This is a genomic window from Paenibacillus sp. A14, from assembly GCF_036864815.1.
Lineage (GTDB): Bacteria > Bacillota > Bacilli > Paenibacillales > Paenibacillaceae > Fontibacillus > Fontibacillus sanfengchensis.
The window spans coordinates 39,504-57,536 of sequence record NZ_JBAGJD010000002.1; the positions used below are offsets into that span (position 1 = coordinate 39,504).

General features: G+C 55.5%; 13 protein-coding genes. 2 read left to right on the forward strand and 11 right to left on the reverse strand.

The annotated features are described in order from the left end of the window. Positions 1-3: 3 nt before the first annotated feature. The 6 genes from galU to uvrB form a co-directional block, all read right to left on the reverse strand. Positions 4-888, reverse strand: a complete 885-nt coding sequence (gene galU / locus V4U88_RS04675; RefSeq protein ID WP_334072107.1) for a UTP--glucose-1-phosphate uridylyltransferase GalU — start codon at positions 886-888, stop codon at positions 4-6. A gap of 194 nt (positions 889-1,082) precedes the next feature. Then, on the reverse strand, positions 1,083-1,280 hold the full coding sequence (locus V4U88_RS04680; protein WP_334072108.1) for a hypothetical protein: 198 nt from the start codon (positions 1,278-1,280) through the stop codon (positions 1,083-1,085). A gap of 370 nt (positions 1,281-1,650) precedes the next feature. After that, positions 1,651-4,164, reverse strand: a complete 2,514-nt coding sequence (locus V4U88_RS04685) for a U32 family peptidase (protein WP_334072109.1) — start codon at positions 4,162-4,164, stop codon at positions 1,651-1,653. A gap of 269 nt (positions 4,165-4,433) precedes the next feature. After that, positions 4,434-4,643 carry a DUF2759 family protein gene (locus V4U88_RS04690; protein ID WP_334072110.1) on the reverse strand — a complete coding sequence of 70 codons (210 nt, stop codon included), beginning with the start codon at positions 4,641-4,643 and terminating at the stop codon, positions 4,434-4,436. Positions 4,644-5,021: 378 nt separating this feature from the next. Next, a complete protein-coding gene (gene uvrA / locus V4U88_RS04695; RefSeq protein ID WP_334072111.1) occupies positions 5,022-7,880 on the reverse strand; it encodes an excinuclease ABC subunit UvrA in 2,859 nt (952 codons plus the stop codon). Positions 7,881-7,898: 18 nt separating this feature from the next. After that, positions 7,899-9,893, reverse strand: a complete 1,995-nt coding sequence (uvrB, locus tag V4U88_RS04700; RefSeq protein WP_334072112.1) for an excinuclease ABC subunit UvrB — start codon at positions 9,891-9,893, stop codon at positions 7,899-7,901. Between the two features lie 234 nt (positions 9,894-10,127). Between uvrB and V4U88_RS04705 the strand changes: the two genes are divergently transcribed. Next, entirely contained in the window at positions 10,128-10,913 is a 786-nt protein-coding gene (locus tag V4U88_RS04705; protein WP_334072113.1) for a flagellar motor protein, read from the forward strand. Continuing rightward, the gene (locus V4U88_RS04710; protein WP_334072114.1) at positions 10,910-11,788 is read left to right on the forward strand and encodes a flagellar motor protein MotB; all 879 of its coding nucleotides are present in this window, start codon (positions 10,910-10,912) and stop codon (positions 11,786-11,788) included. Before V4U88_RS04705 ends, V4U88_RS04710 begins: the two co-directional genes overlap by 4 nt. Before the next feature lie 265 nt (positions 11,789-12,053). Here V4U88_RS04710 and V4U88_RS04715 read toward each other — a convergent pair whose 3' ends face one another. From V4U88_RS04715 to ftsE, 5 genes are all read right to left on the reverse strand, one after another. Further along, positions 12,054-13,340 carry a PDZ domain-containing protein gene (locus V4U88_RS04715; RefSeq protein WP_416367210.1) on the reverse strand — a complete coding sequence of 429 codons (1,287 nt, stop codon included), beginning with the start codon at positions 13,338-13,340 and terminating at the stop codon, positions 12,054-12,056. A gap of 127 nt (positions 13,341-13,467) precedes the next feature. Beyond that, positions 13,468-14,934 carry a S41 family peptidase gene (locus tag V4U88_RS04720; RefSeq protein WP_334072116.1) on the reverse strand — a complete coding sequence of 489 codons (1,467 nt, stop codon included), beginning with the start codon at positions 14,932-14,934 and terminating at the stop codon, positions 13,468-13,470. A 171-nt stretch (positions 14,935-15,105) separates the two neighbouring features. After that, entirely contained in the window at positions 15,106-16,350 is a 1,245-nt protein-coding gene (locus V4U88_RS04725) for a murein hydrolase activator EnvC family protein (RefSeq protein WP_334072117.1), read from the reverse strand. 44 nt (positions 16,351-16,394) lie between these two features. After that, positions 16,395-17,309 carry a permease-like cell division protein FtsX gene (ftsX, locus tag V4U88_RS04730; protein WP_334072118.1) on the reverse strand — a complete coding sequence of 305 codons (915 nt, stop codon included), beginning with the start codon at positions 17,307-17,309 and terminating at the stop codon, positions 16,395-16,397. Further along, entirely contained in the window at positions 17,299-17,985 is a 687-nt protein-coding gene (ftsE, locus tag V4U88_RS04735) for a cell division ATP-binding protein FtsE (protein WP_334072119.1), read from the reverse strand. The genes ftsX and ftsE overlap by 11 nt, the downstream gene beginning before the upstream one ends. Positions 17,986-18,033 lie beyond the last annotated feature (48 nt).

Genomic DNA, 18,033 nt, shown 5'->3' on the forward strand with positions numbered 1-18,033 from the left:
CCGTTAAGAGAGGCCGATTTTTTTATCTGTCAGCAGATCCGCCATGTAAGCCAGCAAATCTTCCCGCAGTTCTTGATTTTGCAGTGCGTAATGAATCGTCGTCTTGATAAATCCGAGCTTCTCCCCAACGTCATGACGCACTCCATCGAAGTGATAGGCAACAATGCGCTCGGTCTCCTTCAGGCGTGAAATCGCGTCGGTTAGTTGAATTTCCCCGCCTACCCCCTCATCCTGTCCTTCCAGAATGTCAAAAATCGTCGGAGTTAAAATGTATCTTCCCATAATGGCCAAATTGGACGGAGCTTGGTCGGCCGGCGGTTTCTCCACCAACTGTTTCGCCTGATAAACGCGATCCCCGATCTCCGTTCCGTCAACAATCCCGTATCTGGACACTTCCTCCCAAGGTACCGGTTGAACACCCACGACCGAGGCTTTTTGAAAATTGTAAACATCGATCATCTGCTTCAAGCAAGGCACTCTCGATTCCACAATATCATCGCCGAGCAGCACCGCAAACGGTTCATTGCCGATAAACTTGCGGGCGCACCATATTGCATGGCCCAGACCCCTCGGCTCCTTCTGACGGATATAATGAATATCGGCCATCTCCGAAGACTTGCGAACCTCATTCAGCAGGTCCCATTTGCCCTTTTCGGACAGGTTTTGCTCGAGTTCAAACGAATTGTCGAAATGATCCTCAATCGCCCGCTTGCCTTTCCCGGTGACGATGATAATATCCTCAATTCCCGAAGCTACGGCTTCCTCCACGATATACTGAATCGTCGGCTTATCCACGATCGGCAGCATTTCCTTCGGCATCGCTTTGGTCGCGGGCAGGAAGCGGGTTCCCAGTCCAGCCGCGGGGATGATCGCTTTGCGAATTTTCATGAAGGTCAGTCTTCCTTTCCAAATACGTAAGATGGTGCCATTATAACATAATCGAACTAAAAAAAAGACAGGCAGATATGCAGTATGACAAAGTATCTCCTGACTTGTTAGAGCAAAGGATATCTAAGACTGATAATCAACAAGAAAGGCCTCCCAGGCAAGCATGCCTCGAGAAGCCTTCAATTCATCCACGATCAATGCATCCAGAATTTAAAGCGCGATGCGAGCGACTGCGGGGTTTCTTCGTACCGTTTCCAGGCGTCCGGGTCCGGTGTATGAAGATGGCGTTCGGTGCCGTACTCGATCTTCCGGTACTCTTGGTCACCGCCGATTTCCAGCCGATTATGAACCTTGGTAACCACCGACTGCATTTCGAGGAATCCTTCAAACATCACTTTCACCCTCCTGAAAATAAATGAATTTCGATTGAACCTTCATTATTTTGGTTACGCTTTCATTATACCACATCACCGATTTTTTGCGTGCTGATAAATCTCGTTTATCGGCCATTTTTTTTGAGTTTTCACAACCTCGTCACAAGCAAAAAAAACTGTAGTGATGCGGCTTCACGGCTTTGTTTGCCTACCGAATACAGCTGTCCTCTCGTAGTGAACTGCTCTTTAACTAGTGGGAATTCTTCCCGTTAATTTGGTGCAATAGATTAGCGGGAGGATTTCCCGTTAATAAGGTGTACTAAAGCAAAAAGATGCCCTCCGAGCACGCAGGCAAATGCGCCGGAGGGCCATCCAAACCGATTTTTGTTTACTTCACCAACTGTCCCCGGGTTACGCCGAGCTGGTTGGTGGCTTTCAGTGTTTTCCAAACCTGGGTGCCGCTGATTTCTCCGCGCAGCGCACGGTTGTACAGGTCAATCACCTGGTGAACCTGCTCCGGTGTTTCCTCCAGGAATTCCACCCGATAGTTCGGTACCCCGAGCTCCAAGAAATGACTCAGGTATTCCGCCCCGGATTGTTCAATCGCATTGTAGACCGTGTTGCGGCAGCCCTCGTCGACCCGCACCGGATGGCTCATACCGATCCGGTCCTGCAGCGAGGCGCGGTGCTCTTCGCACGGGCGGCCGCAGTTGGTGTAGTCGGTGCCTTCGCTCAGGAAGGTACAGTACACACAGTGTTCGGTATGGAACATCGGCAGATGCTGATGGATGACGATTTCCATTTGGGCCGTCCGGCTGCGCCGCAGCAGATCGACCATCTGCTGGACGTTCAGATCGTAGGACGGCGTGACGAGGTCGCAGCCCGCCTCGAGGAACAGTTCCACCGTCTTGTGGTTGGCGATGTTCAGCGAAAAATCGCCGATCAGCCGCGGATGCGAGGCGGACGGGTTTTCCATCCGGTGGCGCAAGTAAAAATACAGCGCGCCGGTATTGCGCACCAGCACCGCGTCCGGCTGGAGGCGCAGAATGTTGTTGTGGTAGCCGTTCTCGCCCGGCATATGAATGCGCGGCGTCGCCAGCGCGATCTGCTTGCCGGCGGCCCGAACGGCCTCCACCGCTGCCGGGAACTGCTTGATAAACTCGAAGTCGGCGTAGATCATGCCGACGCCCGCCTCCAGCGCAGCCTCCACTTGCGGGAGGCTGCGGCACAGCGCGGTGAGCTGTGCCCCACCGCGCGCCACGGGCGCGCCGCCCTGCTTCGCCGGGGTGGCCGCCGGAGCCGCAGCCCGCGTGTACACGGGCGGCTTCGGCCGCGCGCCGGCGAGCAGTTCCACCGCGCGCCGGCGCACCCCGTTCAGCTCTCGCATAGGCAGGATCACGTCGCCTTCCAGCGACGTGTCCAGCCGCTCGAGCTGGAACACCGTGCCGCCGAGACGCCCGAACTGCTCTTCTAGCAGCGCGGCGTCCATCGGCCGTTTTTGCGCGACCTCGAGCGTGAGCTCCGAGTCGACGCGCACGGTCGTGCCCTTCTGGACATCGGTCCAGAAGGTCGTCAGCGGCTCGCCGGCGCGGCCGACCGCCCGCACATGTACCGGGAACACCCGGTACGGCTTGTCGGTCTCGAACGTCTGGCGCAGCCGCTTGTCCAGCGCCGGATCACTCGTCTTCCAGATCCGGTCGCCCACATGCACCCGGCGCAAATCCACGTCGTTGCGTCCGGGGACGATGTCGACGATCCACGATTCGCCGGCTTCGCCTTCCAGCTTCACACCCTTGCGCCGCAGATCATAGACGCGGCCGCCTTCTTCCTTCTTCGTCGGATCGCCCGCGTCGAACACGATGCCGTCGCCGCGCTTCAGCGGCGCTTCGAGCTTGCAGACGACCCCGTCGCGAAGCACCTGCTCCACCCGGCCGAGATAAACGCCCCGGCTTTTCGGGAACGTCCCCTCCACCAGCTTCTTGTTGTTCGTTCCTTCCAGGAAGCCATGCGTAAAGCCGCGCGAAAAGCTTTGTTGAAGTTCGCGAACTTCCTCTTTGGAGGGACGGGTATTGTCCCCGTCAAAATATCGGTCAATCGCCTTCCGGTACTTGCTCACCACATTGGCCACATATTCCGGGCTCTTCAAGCGCCCTTCAATCTTAAACGAGGTGACGCCGGCTTCGATCAGCTCCGGCATGATATCGATGGCCGCCAAATCCTTGGGCGACAGCAGATAGGCGATATCCCCCATCGGCTTCGGCTCTCCGTCCACGATCAGATCATAAGGCAATCGGCAGGCCTGCGCGCACTCGCCGCGATTGGCCGAACGGCCGCCCCACATCTCGGAGGTGAGGCATTGACCGGAGTAAGACACACACAAAGCGCCATGCACAAACACTTCCATCGGCAGCTTCGCCTGCTCCCCGATCTTTTGGATTTGCTTCAGATTATTTTCGCGCCCGAGAACCACCCGTTCCATATTCCAGGGCTTCGTAAATTCCACCGCCTCAGGCGACGTAATCGTCATCTGCGTCGAACCATGGATCGGAAAGTCCGGCGACAGTTCCCGGATCAGCTTTACCAGCCCCAGGTCCTGTACGATTACCGCGTCGACGCCGGCGTCGATACAGCGTTCGATCAAGTCCTGCGCATCGGCCAGCTCATTTTCAAACACAAGAATATTGAACGTCAAAAAACCTTTAACCCCATAGCTATGCAAAAAAGCCATAATTTCAGGCAGCTCGTCCATTCGAAAATTATTGGCGCGCGCCCGGGCATTAAACTTCTCTACGCCGAAAAATACCGCGTCCGCCCCGTTCGCCACCGCCGCCCGCATGCAGTCCCAATCCCCCGCCGGAGCGAGCAGCTCCACATCTTGTCTAGTCAATGCCTTCTGGCTCATGATTTCCTCCCGGATGACAGAGAACCCGGGCAACCGCCGGATCATCTTCATCTATATTGATAATTACAGGTGCATGCTGCAACCTGAGATGATAAACGCCATAACTAAACCATTTTAACAGACATCGGCCCTACTCTCTAGCCACCTGGCAACGGAAAGCGTTGGTCCCCTTCCCAAATCGCGCATAGCCGCACATAAAAAGACACCCCATCCCGCCCCCGGAATAAAGTGCCTTCCCTTCTTTGTCCCCCGCTTGTCTGCTTAACCGATTAACTAAACCAGGATTTAATCATGATGGCGTCGGATGCCAAAAAGATCAGCAAGCTGAGCAGGCCGAATCCGATCGCAAACAAATTCTTCTTCGGGCGCTCTCTCAGCAAACGAACCACCCCGATAAAAATCACGATCGTAAACAGAATCATAAAAATATCAAAGCCGTTAAAGGTCGTCGTTACTTCCCCCGCTGCAGCGAGTAACATGCGCTAGCCCTCCTTGAGAATGTTCACGAAATTTCCATCTTCTTATATGTTAGCTTCTCATGAATGCGGATGCAAGAGAAATGACAAAAAAAATCTACATTTACTTTATTCCGCGTACAGATATCTCATTGACCTTTCGTTTTTTTCATTATAAACAGTTTTCAGTTCAAATATAATGTACTCTCCTCAAGGACAAAATCTAAATATGTCTTTCCAAAAGTGGACAAACAGGGTTACCTCCTCTTCGACATCCCCCCTACTCCCCGGATAAAAATAAGACCGCCCCATCAGGTTCATTCAACCTGCCTGGGAACGGTCCTTCGAATTCGAATTACCCGGTTCGATTCAACTTCGATTCAAGGCTTGGTTCCGCTCCGCTTAAGAGTGGACCTTGATTTCTTCCGTACGTTTTCTGTCGCGCTCCAGGATCGGAGCCAGATAACGCCCGGTATAGGATTGCTCGACTTGGACGAGGTCCTCCGGCGTTCCCGTGGCGACGATCGTACCGCCGCCGCTGCCGCCTTCCGGACCGAGATCGATCAGGTAATCGGCGGTTTTGATGACATCCAGGTTGTGCTCGATCACCAGCACCGTTTCGCCGGAATCCACCAAGCGGTGCAGCACCGTAAGCAGGCGGTCGATATCGTCGACATGAAGGCCGGTGGTCGGCTCGTCCAAGATATAAATCGTCTTGCCAGTACTCCGGCGGTACAGTTCGGAAGCCAGCTTCACGCGCTGCGCTTCACCGCCGGACAAGGTCGTCGCAGGCTGCCCCAGGTTAACGTATCCGAGGCCGACATCCAGCAGCGTTTGAAGCTTGCGGTGGATCTTCGGAATGTTCTCGAAAAATTTCGTCGCATCCTCGACCGTCATATCCAGCACATCGGCAATGCTCTTGTTCTTGTACTTGACCTCCAGCGTCTCCCGGTTGTACCGCTTGCCTTTGCATACCTCGCAAGGCACATAAACATCGGGAAGGAAGTGCATCTCGATCTTGATAATCCCGTCGCCCCGGCAGGCTTCACAGCGACCGCCCTTGATGTTGAAGCTGAACCGCCCTTTCTTGTATCCGCGAACCTTCGCTTCATTCGTCTGCGAGTACAGATCGCGGATATCGTCGAAAACGCCGGTATATGTCGCCGGATTGGAGCGAGGTGTACGGCCGATTGGCGACTGGTCGATGTCAATCACCTTGTCGACATGCTCCAGGCCTTTGATTTCACGGTATTGTCCCGGACGAACCCGGGCCTTGTTCAGATCCCGCGCCAAGGTTTTGTATAAAATCTCATTCACCAGCGTAGATTTGCCGGATCCCGATACCCCGGTGACCGCAGAGAATACGCCGATCGGGAATTTGACGTTGATGTTCTTCAAGTTGTTCTCCTTCGCGCCCTTCACTTCCAGCCAGCGTCCGTCCGGTTTGCGGCGCTCCTCGGGTACCTGAATGAACTTCTTGCCGCTCAAATACTGTCCTGTCAAAGAGTTCGGATCGGCCATCACTTCCTGCGGAGTCCCTTGGGCGATCACCTGACCTCCGTGCTTGCCCGCGCCGGGGCCGATGTCGATAATATAGTCCGCCGCCATCATCGTATCTTCGTCATGCTCGACGACGATCAGCGTATTGCCCAAATCCCGCATATGCGCAAGCGTGGAGATCAAACGGTCGTTATCCCGCTGATGTAGCCCGATGCTGGGCTCGTCCAAAATATACAGGACGCCCATCAGGCTGGAACCGATCTGCGTCGCCAAACGGATCCGCTGCGCCTCTCCCCCGGAGAGCGTGCCCGCCGCCCGGCTCAGCGTCAGGTATTCCAGACCCACATTGACAAGGAAACCCAATCGGCTGTTAATTTCCTTGAGAATCAGGTGGGCGATTGCTTTTTCCTTCTCGCTCAGCTGCAGCCCCTGAAAGAATTCCATGGCTTCGCCGATAGACAGCGAGGTAACGTGGGCCATATTCTGGTCATTAACCGTAACGGCGAGTATCTCTTTCTTCAGGCGGTGCCCCTTACAGGTTCCGCAAGGCTTCGTTCCCATGAACTCCTCGATAAATTCGCGGATGCCTTCCGAGGCGGTATCCCGGTAGCGGCGCTCCAAATTGTGCACGATCCCTTCAAAGGTCACATAAGCATCCTTGCTCATGCCGAAATCGTTCTGATAGCGGAATCGGACTTTGGTGTCCCCCGTACCGTACAGCAGTTTATCCATATGTTCCTTGCTGAGCTCGGAAACCGGTACATTCTGCGGAATGCCGAAATGCTCGCAGACCGACCGCAAAAATTGCGGATAGTAGTTCGATGTGCTGCCCGCCCACGCCTCAAAAGCGCCTTCTTCGATCGACTTGGATTTGTCGGGAACAAGCAATTCGGGATCGATAATCATCTTGACGCCGAGACCGTCGCATTCCGGACAAGCGCCGAAGGGACTGTTGAACGAGAACATGCGCGGGGACAATTCCTCCATGCTGAAACCGCAGATCGGGCAGGCGTAATTGGAACTGAAGCGCAGTTCCTCCTGTCCGATGATATCGACCAGCAGCTGACCGCCGGACATTTTCAGCGCCGTTTCGATGGAATCGGCCAGCCGGCTGCGGACATCTTCCTTTATGACGATCCGGTCCACGATGACTTCGATCGAGTGTTTCTTATTCTTCTCCAGCTCGATGTTCTCCGAGAGGTCGCGCTGTTCCCCGTCCACCCGGACGCGGACAAATCCCTGTTTGGCAATCTCGCTGAACAGGCTCTTATGCTCGCCCTTCTTGCCGGAGACGACCGGCGCGAGAATTTGCAGCCGGGTTTTCTCGGGATACTGCATAATCCGGTCCACCATTTGTTCCACCGATTGGGAGGTGATCTCGATCCCGTGCTCGGGACAATGCGGATGGCCTACCCGTGCAAATAGCAGGCGAAGATAGTCGTAAATCTCGGTGACCGTGCCGACGGTAGACCGAGGGTTGCGGCTCGTCGTCTTCTGGTCGATCGAAATCGCCGGGGATAAGCCCTCGATGGAATCGACGTCCGGCTTCTCCATCTGACCGAGAAACTGCCGGGCGTAAGCGGAAAGGGACTCCACGTATCTGCGCTGTCCCTCCGCGTAAATCGTGTCAAACGCCAGCGACGACTTGCCGGAACCGCTCAATCCCGTCAAAACGACGAAGCGGTCGCGCGGGATAGTGATATTGATATTTTTTAAATTGTGCGCTCTCGCGCCTTTGATGACGATATTCTCACTAGCCAAGGTTTCATCTCCCCACTCTTATTCCGCCTTCAGTTCCATAATGGCGTCACGCAGCTCCGCAGCCCGCTCGAACTGCAGGTTTTTGGCGGCTTCTTTCATTTCTTTCTCCATGCGGCCAATCAATGCCTCGCGATCGCGCTTGGACATCTTGCCCTTCGTCGCGCCGGCCAGATAATCGCTCTTGCTTTCGGCCACCCGGGTCGCCTCGATGACGTCACGCACTTTCTTGCGGATCGTCTGCGGCGTGATCCCGTGCTTTTCGTTGTAAGCCATCTGAATGGAACGGCGCCGCTCGGTCTCCTTGATCGCTTTGTCCATCGATTCCGTAATCTGGTCGCCGTACATCAGCACGCGCCCTTCCGAGTTCCGCGCCGCGCGTCCGATCGTCTGAATCAGCGACCGCTCCGAGCGCAGGAAGCCTTCTTTATCCGCATCCAGGATCGCCACCAGTGAAACCTCCGGCAAATCCAGGCCTTCCCGCAGCAGGTTAATCCCGATCAGAACATGAAACGTCCCCAGGCGCAAGTCGCGCAGGATGCTCATCCGCTCCAGCGTTTTGATATCCGAGTGCAAATAGCGGACCTTAATGCCGATTTCTTTCAGATAATCCGTGAGGTCCTCCGACATCTTCTTCGTCAGCGTCGTCACCAGCACCCGCTCATCCCGGTCGATCCGTTCCCGGATTTCCCCGATCAAATCATCGATCTGACCCTTCGTCGGACGCACTTCGATGATCGGATCCAGCAAGCCTGTCGGCCGGATAATCTGTTCTACCATTGTATTGCAATGCTCGATTTCATAAGGCCCCGGCGTCGCCGAAACATAAATAAGCTGCCCGGCCTTCTTCTCAAACTCTTCAAATTTGAGCGGCCGGTTATCGAGCGCCGAAGGCAGGCGGAAGCCGTGGTCGACGAGCACGTTTTTGCGGGCCTGGTCACCGTTGTACATCGCGCGGATTTGCGGCAGCGTCACATGGGATTCGTCGATCACGATCAGAAAGTCGTCCGGAAAATAATCCAGCAGCGTGTAAGGCGTAGCTCCGCGTTCGCGGAACGTGAGCGGTCCGGAATAGTTCTCGATGCCCGAGCAGAACCCGACTTCCTTCATCATTTCGATATCATAGCGGGTCCGCTGCTCCAGCCGCTGCGCCTCCAGCAGCTTGCCCTGGGACCGGAACAGCTCGAGCCGTTCCTCCAACTCGCGTTCGATATTTATCAGAGCGATCCGCATCGTCTCTTCCTGGGTCACAAAGTGCGAAGCCGGGAAGATGGCGATATGATCGCGCTCCGCGACCAATTCTCCGGTCAGGACGTCGATTTCGGTAATCCGTTCGATTTCGTCGCCGAAAAACTCGACCCGCACCGCCTGCTCGCCCTTCGAAGCAGGGAAGATTTCCAACACGTCGCCGCGGACGCGGAACGTCCCGCGCACGAAGTTAATATCGTTCCGCTGATACTGGATATCCACCAGGCGGCTTAAAATCTGGTTCCGCGATTTCTCCATCCCCACACGCAGCGAAAGAACCAGGTTGCGGTACTCCATCGGCGAACCGAGGCCGTAAATACAGGACACGCTGGCCACAATAATGACGTCCCGCCGCTCAAACAGCGAGCTGGTCGCGGAGTGTCTTAGCTTATCGATCTCTTCGTTAATGCTGGAATCTTTCTCGATATAGGTGTCGGAGGATGGAATGTAGGCTTCCGGCTGGTAGTAGTCATAGTAACTTACGAAGTAGTCTACGGAGTTGTTCGGGAAAAACTCTTTGAATTCGCTGGCCAGTTGGGCCGCAAGCGTTTTGTTATGGGCGATGACCAGAGTGGGCCTTCCGAGCTTGGCGATCGTTTGGGCGATCGTGAAGGTTTTTCCTGTACCCGTGGCTCCCAACAGCGTCTGGTTCTTTTTACCCATTTTTACACCATCGACCAATTCCTCGATGGCCCCCGGTTGGTCGCCCTGTGGCGAAAATTCGGAAATCAGCTCGAATTTATTGTTGCTTAAGACAATTTCACTCATTGTCCACATCACCCTTATCGTCTAAAATGGAAAATGTACTTCTTATATGCAGTAGATTTGAACCAGGCACTTTATATTAACCTGTATTCTCATCTCTTAATTGAAGATATACAGGGAAGTCTCATTTTTATTGGCTCATCCCAAAAAATAAGAATGAGTGTTCCCATTAATTATACCTTTTTTAGAAATGGGATGCAATCGATAAGTCATGGAATAGGAGTTGTTTAACAGTCAATGGATATTGCAACGATTCTGGGCCTCATTATTGGACTTGCCGCGCTGATCGGCGGATTTATGTGGGAAGGAGGAGAACTCGGCGGGCTCATGCAGATCGCCTCGGCCGTCATCGTGCTTGGCGGTACGCTGGCCGCCGTCATGGTCAGTTACCCGCTCGCCAAACTGAAAACCGTCCCGCGCGCCTTGGCCTTGGCCTTCACCTCACGCAACGAGGACACGACGGAGCTGATCGAGAATCTTGTCGGCATGTCGACAATCGCACGGCGCGAAGGCGTGCTTGCTTTGGAGCAAAAAGCGGCGGAACACCCGAACCCCTTTTTGAAGGAAAGCATTCAACTCGTCGTGGACGGTACGGAGCAGAGCATGGTTAAGCAAATTATGGATTTGGAAATCGACGCCATTCAGCATAAATATGAAGGGTATGCGAAAATCTTTGAATCCGCCGGAGGCTATGCCCCTACAATGGGGATCATCGGGACGGTCATGGGCCTCATTCACGTCCTCGGCAGTCTGAGTGAGCCGACCGCGCTCGGCCCGTCCATCGCCCTCGCGTTTACGGCCACGCTGTACGGGGTAGCCTGCGCGAATCTGATCTTCCTCCCGATCGCTTCCAAACTCAAGGACCGGGGCGAGGAGGAAGTGGCCCGCATGGAAATGATGCTCGAAGGCGTGCTTTCCCTGCAAAACGGGGATCATCCGGTCCTCGTCCGGCGCAAGCTGGAATCCTACATAGCGGGTGCGCGCCACGATGTGGCGAAATCCGGGGAGACGAAAAGCGTATGAGCCGCACTCCGAGACCGCAGCGCCGGGGCCGGCGGGACGGCAAGGAAAATCATGACCGCTGGTTGATCACTTATGCCGATCTGATTACGCTGCTGCTTATTTTTTTCGTTGTCATGTATGCGATGAGCCGCCTGGACGTGGAGAAATACGGTATCGTCACGCAATCCCTGCAGCTCACGTTCAGCAATGGGGACTCGCTGATTGAGAAAGGCACCGGTGTCCTCGGGAGCGAGGATCGCCACGCTTTTAAAAATCCCCCTACGGACTCCGCCGGGCAAGGAGAGCAAGGTCCGGGGCAAGGCGGTCCGAACGGGCAAAACGGGAAGAGTACCTCCGGCCAACCGGAGCAGAACGGCGGCGATCTGTCGCAGAAACCGCTGACCGACCGCGAGCTCGCCTTCCGTAAACAGGAGGAGGAACTGCAAAACTTGATGGGTCTTATCGAAGCCTATGTGAAGGAGAACCAGTTAGAGGATCAAATTCAGGTAGCGGATTTGCCCAAGGGGATCTCCATTACCCTGAGCGACCGCTTCCTGTTTGATATCGGCAAAGCCGCGCTGAAGCCCGACTCCGCCAAAACGCTAACCAAACTGGCCAGCCTGTTCAGCCAGCTCGACACGATGATCAGCATCGAAGGCCATACGGATAACCTCCCGATCGGCAAAGGCTCCGATTTCAAGGACAACTGGGAGTTGTCGGGAGAGCGGGCTTTGTCGGTGCTGCGGTTTTTCCTCGACCGGGAGAAGCTCGACCCGGAAGACTTCCAATACGCCGGGTACGCGGATACCCGCCCGGCCGCCGACAACGCCACCGCGGCGGGCCGGCAAAAAAACCGCCGCGTCGAAATCACCGTACTGCGGCAGCTGCAGCAGTAACGAATATGACCCCCCGTCCAGTTTGGACGGGGGGTTCTAGTTTGGGCAGAATTAACGGGAAAAACTCCCGTTAATTCATGTGTAAGCCGCCTGCGGGGCAGGAATAACTGGAATACCTCCAGTTATTTTTCCGCCGTAAGGCGAAATTCCTTGCCACTGCCCAAATTAGCGGGAGGTTTTCCAGCTAGTTTGGGCAGTGACGCAAAAAACGCCGAATTAGCGGGAGAAATTCCAGCTAATTCGGCGTGAGCGCCCGCGACGCGCGCTAGCGGGCGGCGTCGCTCACGCCCGCCTCGCCTTCGGCGGCGGGCGCCTCCCCGCGCCGGGCGGCGGGCGCGCCGCGGCGCGGCTTCACCAGCTGCAGCAGCGAGAGCAGCTGCAGCCGAACCGTCGCCGGCGCTTGCTCGTCCGGCGCCAGAATCGCGCCGAGCTGGTGATGCTCGCCGGCGTAGATCGCGCGCTGGAGGAACTTGCTCTCGCCCGCGAGATTGCGGACCTCCAGCTTGCAAAAGGCCGACTGGATGCGCAACGCCGCGTGCAGCTCCTCTTTCGTGGGAACCGGCACGCCGTTCACACGCACGATCGTCTCCCCGGCCTGGATGCCGAGCTCCTCCGCCGGACTGCCCGGCAGCACGGCCAGCACTTTCAGCCCGCCCTGCGGGTGCACGAACAGCGGGCTGCGCTGCTGTTCTTCCAGCCGGCTGAACCAGACCAGGGCCTCGTGCAGCCCAAATGCGGCCAGCGCGGCCACCAGCGTCAGCGGTGCCCACCAGTTCGCCAGCAGGGCCAGCGCGATGACGATCAGCCCGTAGCCGAGCAGCCGGCCTGACGTCACCCGCGCCTTCTGCTGCGGCAAGAGGCCGGTCGTCACTTCCGCGAAGCCGATGACGACCGGCAGGGCCATCATGGCGAAGCCGCCCTGCCAGGCTTCCCCCCCGAACAGCGGGGTCCAAGGCAGGACCCCGCCCGCCGTCTGCGCCGGGATCAGCAGAAGCAGCGGCACCGGCCACAGGCTCTGCATCGTGTACCCGCCGACCGGCTTGCCGCGCTTGCCCTCAAAGAACAACGGCCCGGCAAAAGAAGCCCCCTGCCAGCGGATCAGCAGCCCCTCGGCCAGGTGAAGCAGGCCGACCAGACAGAGCAGCGCCGGGATGTTCAGTTCCCGAACCGCGCTTACGCACGCTTCCACCCAGCCTCCGCCCGTAAACCCCGGGAACAGATTCAGTCCGAATTGAACCACACCAAGCAATCCGACCGAGTAAGCCAGGCAAAGATAGCGCACCCGCAACAGCAGCAGCAAAATCGCGGCGACCCAGATGCACAGCATCCCTTCCACGGTCAGCGTCATGCCGATAAACGCGGAAACGAGCGAGACGCCCAAACCCGCGAGCAGGCCGCCGAGTACGGTGCGCCAGGTCTGGCCCAACCAGCCGTGAAGCCGGACATGGAACAGCTTGCGCTCCAACATCACCTGCCTGCGGTATAACAGCATAATTAAAATGATCGAAATATAGTAAAACGGCTGCAAGAGCAGTTGTACTCCCGCTTCCATCAAATTCCACAATCCTTCCAGCCATAGCTCCACAAGAGTTCACTCCCTTTTCCCCGATGATGAGCTTCCGCGATGCCGTTTTTTCCGCCCTGTACACAGAAAAAAAGAAGGCCGGAAAGCAGCCTTCTTATTTCTTCGACACCGGGCTTTCGATTTCCTTCCGAATCTCCTCGATCGCCCGGTTCATTTGGTTGTCATTTTTTGGATCACGGATTTCTTTCACCAAGGCCGCTTCAAGCGTTTCGGCCGTCTTGGCGTCCAGCACACCCGTGGCTTCAAGCTTCTGCTCCTGTTGGAACTTCCTGAGCGCGTTCTCCGTCGCTTTGCTGAAATACCCGTCGGTCCGGCCCGGTTCATAGCCCAGGCCCTGCAGCATCGTCTGTGCGCTCTTGATGTCTTCGCCGAGCATATCGTACTTGAACGTTTTTTCCTTATTGATCGGCGCTACGGAAAAATATCCCGGCTGGGAAACCGCGACATCCGGCTGAATCCCCTTTTTGTGAATCCATTCGCCGTTAGGCGTCAGCCACTTGGCAATCGTCACCTTCAGCAGACTGCCGTCGCCGAACTCCTTGTTGAAGCTCGTCTGCACCGTACCTTTGCCATAGGTGGCTTCACCGATCAGCTTGGCTCCGGCCGATTCCTGCAGCGCGCCGGCCAGAATTTCGGACGCGCTCGCGCTGCCCTTGTTGGTGATGACCGCAACCGGATAGTTCTTTCCGCTTCCGCGGGACTCCGTCTTGCCGCGGCGCTTGTTCTTGTCCTCGACCTGCACGATCATTTTCCCCTTCGGCACGAACTGCTCCGCCATGTCGATGACGATATCGAGCACCCCGCCCGGGTTGTTTCTGACGTCGATCACCAGGCCCTTCATCCCCTGTTTCTCCAGGTTCTCCAGCTCTTTGCGGAAACGTTCCGCGGTGTTCATCGAGAACTCGGTGACCTCAATGACGCCGACGCCGCCCTTCTCCAAGCGGGCGCGTACGGTTTCCAGCGCGATGTCGTCCCGGACGATCGTGTATTCCAGCGTATTGGCCGAGCCGGCCCGCTTCACTTTGATCTTTGCTTTCGTTCCTTTCGGTCCGCGGATTTTGGAGACCGCTTCATTCAGGCTCAAGCCTTCAAAAGACTCCTCGTTCACCGACAGCAAAATATCCTTGGGTTTGATCCCGGCCTTCTCGGCCGGCGAACCTTTGATCGGCGAGACGACGACCACATTGCCGTTTTCCATTGAAACCTCGGCCCCGATCCCGGTAAAAGAACCTTCTATCTGCTCCGAAAACTGCTGTGCGGTCTCCGGCCCCATATAGGAGGAGAACGGGTCGCCGAGGGCGTTCATCATCCCGTCGATCGCGCCGTCCACCAGCTTTTGCTGATCCACGCCTTCCACATAATTGGACTTGACCAGTTCCATCGCGGTCTCGATTTTCTTAATCCCGGCTTTGGTCGTACTTCCCGCCGTGTCGGCAAAAATCCCGCTCCGCGCCGGTCCCGTGTCCGCAAAGCTCAACTGACCCGTTAAAGACAGCGTAAACAAGCAACTGATCAGCATCGATACGACAATGAGAAATACGACTGTTCGTTTCTTATACATGATTAACTTCACCGCCTGTGTTTGTTCGGTTTCTGAATTTCCTGCCAAAAAATAGAACGTCCCATAGTATATGTCCGGCTTGTACGGATTATTTATAAAACTACATGAACGAAAAACGGATGCGCCGCCCTTGCGGACAACGATCCGTTTTTAATCGGCATTTCTATTTTATTATAAATAAGGCATCGGGTCCACCGGATTGCCGTTAATCCGAACTTCAAAGTGGCAGTGCGGCCCCGTGGAGTTCCCCGTGCTGCCGACCTCGGCGATTTTTTCGCCCCGCTTCACCTGCTGTCCCTTTTCCACCTTGATCCCGCCGTTGCGGATATGGCCGTACAAGGTCCATACATTGTCGCCATGGTCGATAATCACCGTATTCCCATAGCCGCTCCACCATTCGGCGACGATGACGACACCGCCCTCCGCGGCGTGGATATCCGTGCCTTGGGGAGCCGCGAGGTCGATCCCCGTATGCGTCTTCCGTTTGCCCGTAATCGGGTGAATCCGGCTTCCGTAACCCGAAGACAGCCGGGCTCCCGTGACCGGCAGCCCCATCGAGCCACCGCTTCCCTGAAATCCGCCGGACGACGAACCCGAAGAAGACGAGGAGGACGAGGATTTTTTACGCTTATAGGTATATACCTGAGCCGCTTTCAGCTTGTTCTTCTCTTTTTCCAGAGAAGCCCGTTTGGTCGCCAGCTCCACGAGCAATTTCTCCTGGTCCTCGCTGATATCGTCGGATTCTTCGATCTCCGCGTAATATTTGGCGATGAGCTGCTGCTTCTCTTCTTCCTTCTGCTCCAGAATGCTCTTCCGCGATTCCGCGTCAGCGTACAGCTTCTTCACCTTGTCGTACTCGTTGTTTAACTGTGCCTTTTGTTGAACGAGCAATTCCCGGTCATGCTTGTGCTCTTCCAGCAGCGTATGATCCTGGTTGGCGATGGCCTGCAGCGAATCGGCCCGCTCCAGGAAATCCGTGAAGCTCGTCGAAGACAGCAGTACGTCCAGATAGGAGACCGCTCCATCCGTGTACATCAGACGGACACGCGAGTCCAACAGATCGGAACGCTCGGCGATCCGCGCTTTGGTCTCCTCCAGCTTGACGGCGGTGTCCCGCAGTTGTTGCTCGGTATTCTCGATGTCCACCGAAATATGGGCCAACTCATTGCTGACGGTGTTGATTTGCTGCAGTACGGTATTCAAGTATTCCTTGTTCTTGTTCACGTAATGCTGGGCGGACTGTTTTTGTTCCACCGCTTTCTCCTGTTGTTTCTTGGCCTGTCTGGCCTGTTCCTGAAGCTGTTTCAGCTCCTTGTCGATCTGGCTGATCGTCTTCGATTTGGCAAAACCCTCAGTAGGTTGAAAAATTGCAGCGGCTAAAGCGATTACGGCAACAATGGATATCCATCTTTTCAAAATCGTTTCCCCGTCCTTTTCTAAAGGTACTAAACTCTATCCGACTACACCTTCAGGAATTTGCGAATGGACATGGTGCTGCCCCAAATCCCGATCAACAGCCCGAGGCCGAGCAACAGTCCGCCCACCTGCAAGCCGATTTCACCGATCGGAATGAGTCGAAACGCCAGCGTTATGTCCGCTTTCACGGAATCCACCAACTGATTGTATCCAAAAAACAATAACACTATGGTAATGGCGGAACCTACGAATCCTATCAAGGCCCCCTCCACGAAAAACGGCCATCGGATGAACATGTTCGTTGCGCCGACCAGCTTCATAATCCCGATTTCCCGGCGCCGGGCCAGAATCGTTACGCGGATCGTGTTGGAGATCAAAAACATCGCCATCAGCGCTAAACCGCCCACAAAAGCGAACCCGATGTTGCGGATGGCTTTCGTGATTTTGAACAATTTCTCAATCGTACCTTGTCCATATCTTACTTTGTAGATAGGGTCGTTCGGATACTGATCGCTCAAGGCGCTGATTTTGCTGGCCACGTAAGGCACCGTCGTCGGTTCAACCACCTCGATTTTGAGCGTATCGGGGATCGGATTGGTCTTATCGTCATATCCTTCGAGCAGATCCTTCATCTCGTTGCCCATTTTCTTCTTGAAATCCTTTAAGCCTTCCGCCTTCGGAATCAAAGTGACCCGGCTGACCTCGGTCATCAAGCCGATGTCGTTCTGCAGCTTCTCCCGGGTCGCCTGATCCACATCCGGATTGAGGTAAGCGCTGATCTCCACCTGGCTGTCGGCCGCGTCGGCAAAAGAATTGACGTTCAGCACGAGCATTATGAATACGCCCAAAATAAACAGAGAGACGATAATCGACGTAATGGACGCTACCGACATCCACCCGTTCCGGAACACGTTTTTGGCGCCTTCCCGCAAATGTCTGAGGAGGGTGTTAAAACTCATAACCGTAATCCCCTCTCAGCTGGTCTCGGACAATGTTGCCGTGCTCGATCGCGATAACGCGCTTGCGCATCGTATTCACGATATCTTTGTTATGGGTGGCCATAACGATGGTCGTTCCCCGGAAGTTGATCTCATCCAGCAACTGCATAATGCCCCAGGAGGTTTCGGGATCGAGGTTCCCTGTGGGCTCGTCCGCGATAATGACGGAAGGGTTGTTAACGATGGCCCGGGCAATCGCCACGCGCTGCTGTTCTCCCCCCGACAACTGGGACGGGTCACGGTTGGCTTTGTTTTTCAACCCGACCAGCTCGAGCACTTCCATCGTGCGCTTCTTGATCACTTTCTTGGGCGCTTCGATCACCTCGAGCGCAAAAGCGACATTCTCATAAGCCGTCAGCTTGGGCAGTAAGCGAAAATCCTGGAAAATAACGCCGATATTCCGGCGAACATAAGGAATTTTGCGAGGTTTCAGCTTACCGATATTAAAACCGTTGACGGAAATCTGCCCTTTGGTGGGGACTTCTTCCCGATATATAAGCTTCATAAAGGTCGATTTACCCGCTCCGGACGGGCCGACCAGGTAGACAAATTCGTTGCGGTCAATCTTGACCGAGACGCCCTTCAAAGCATGCGTACCGTTCGGGTACGTCTTCCATATGTCCTGCATTTCTATCACTAGATCACGTCCTAAACTTGATTCCAAACCCTAGTTGATAATTCGACG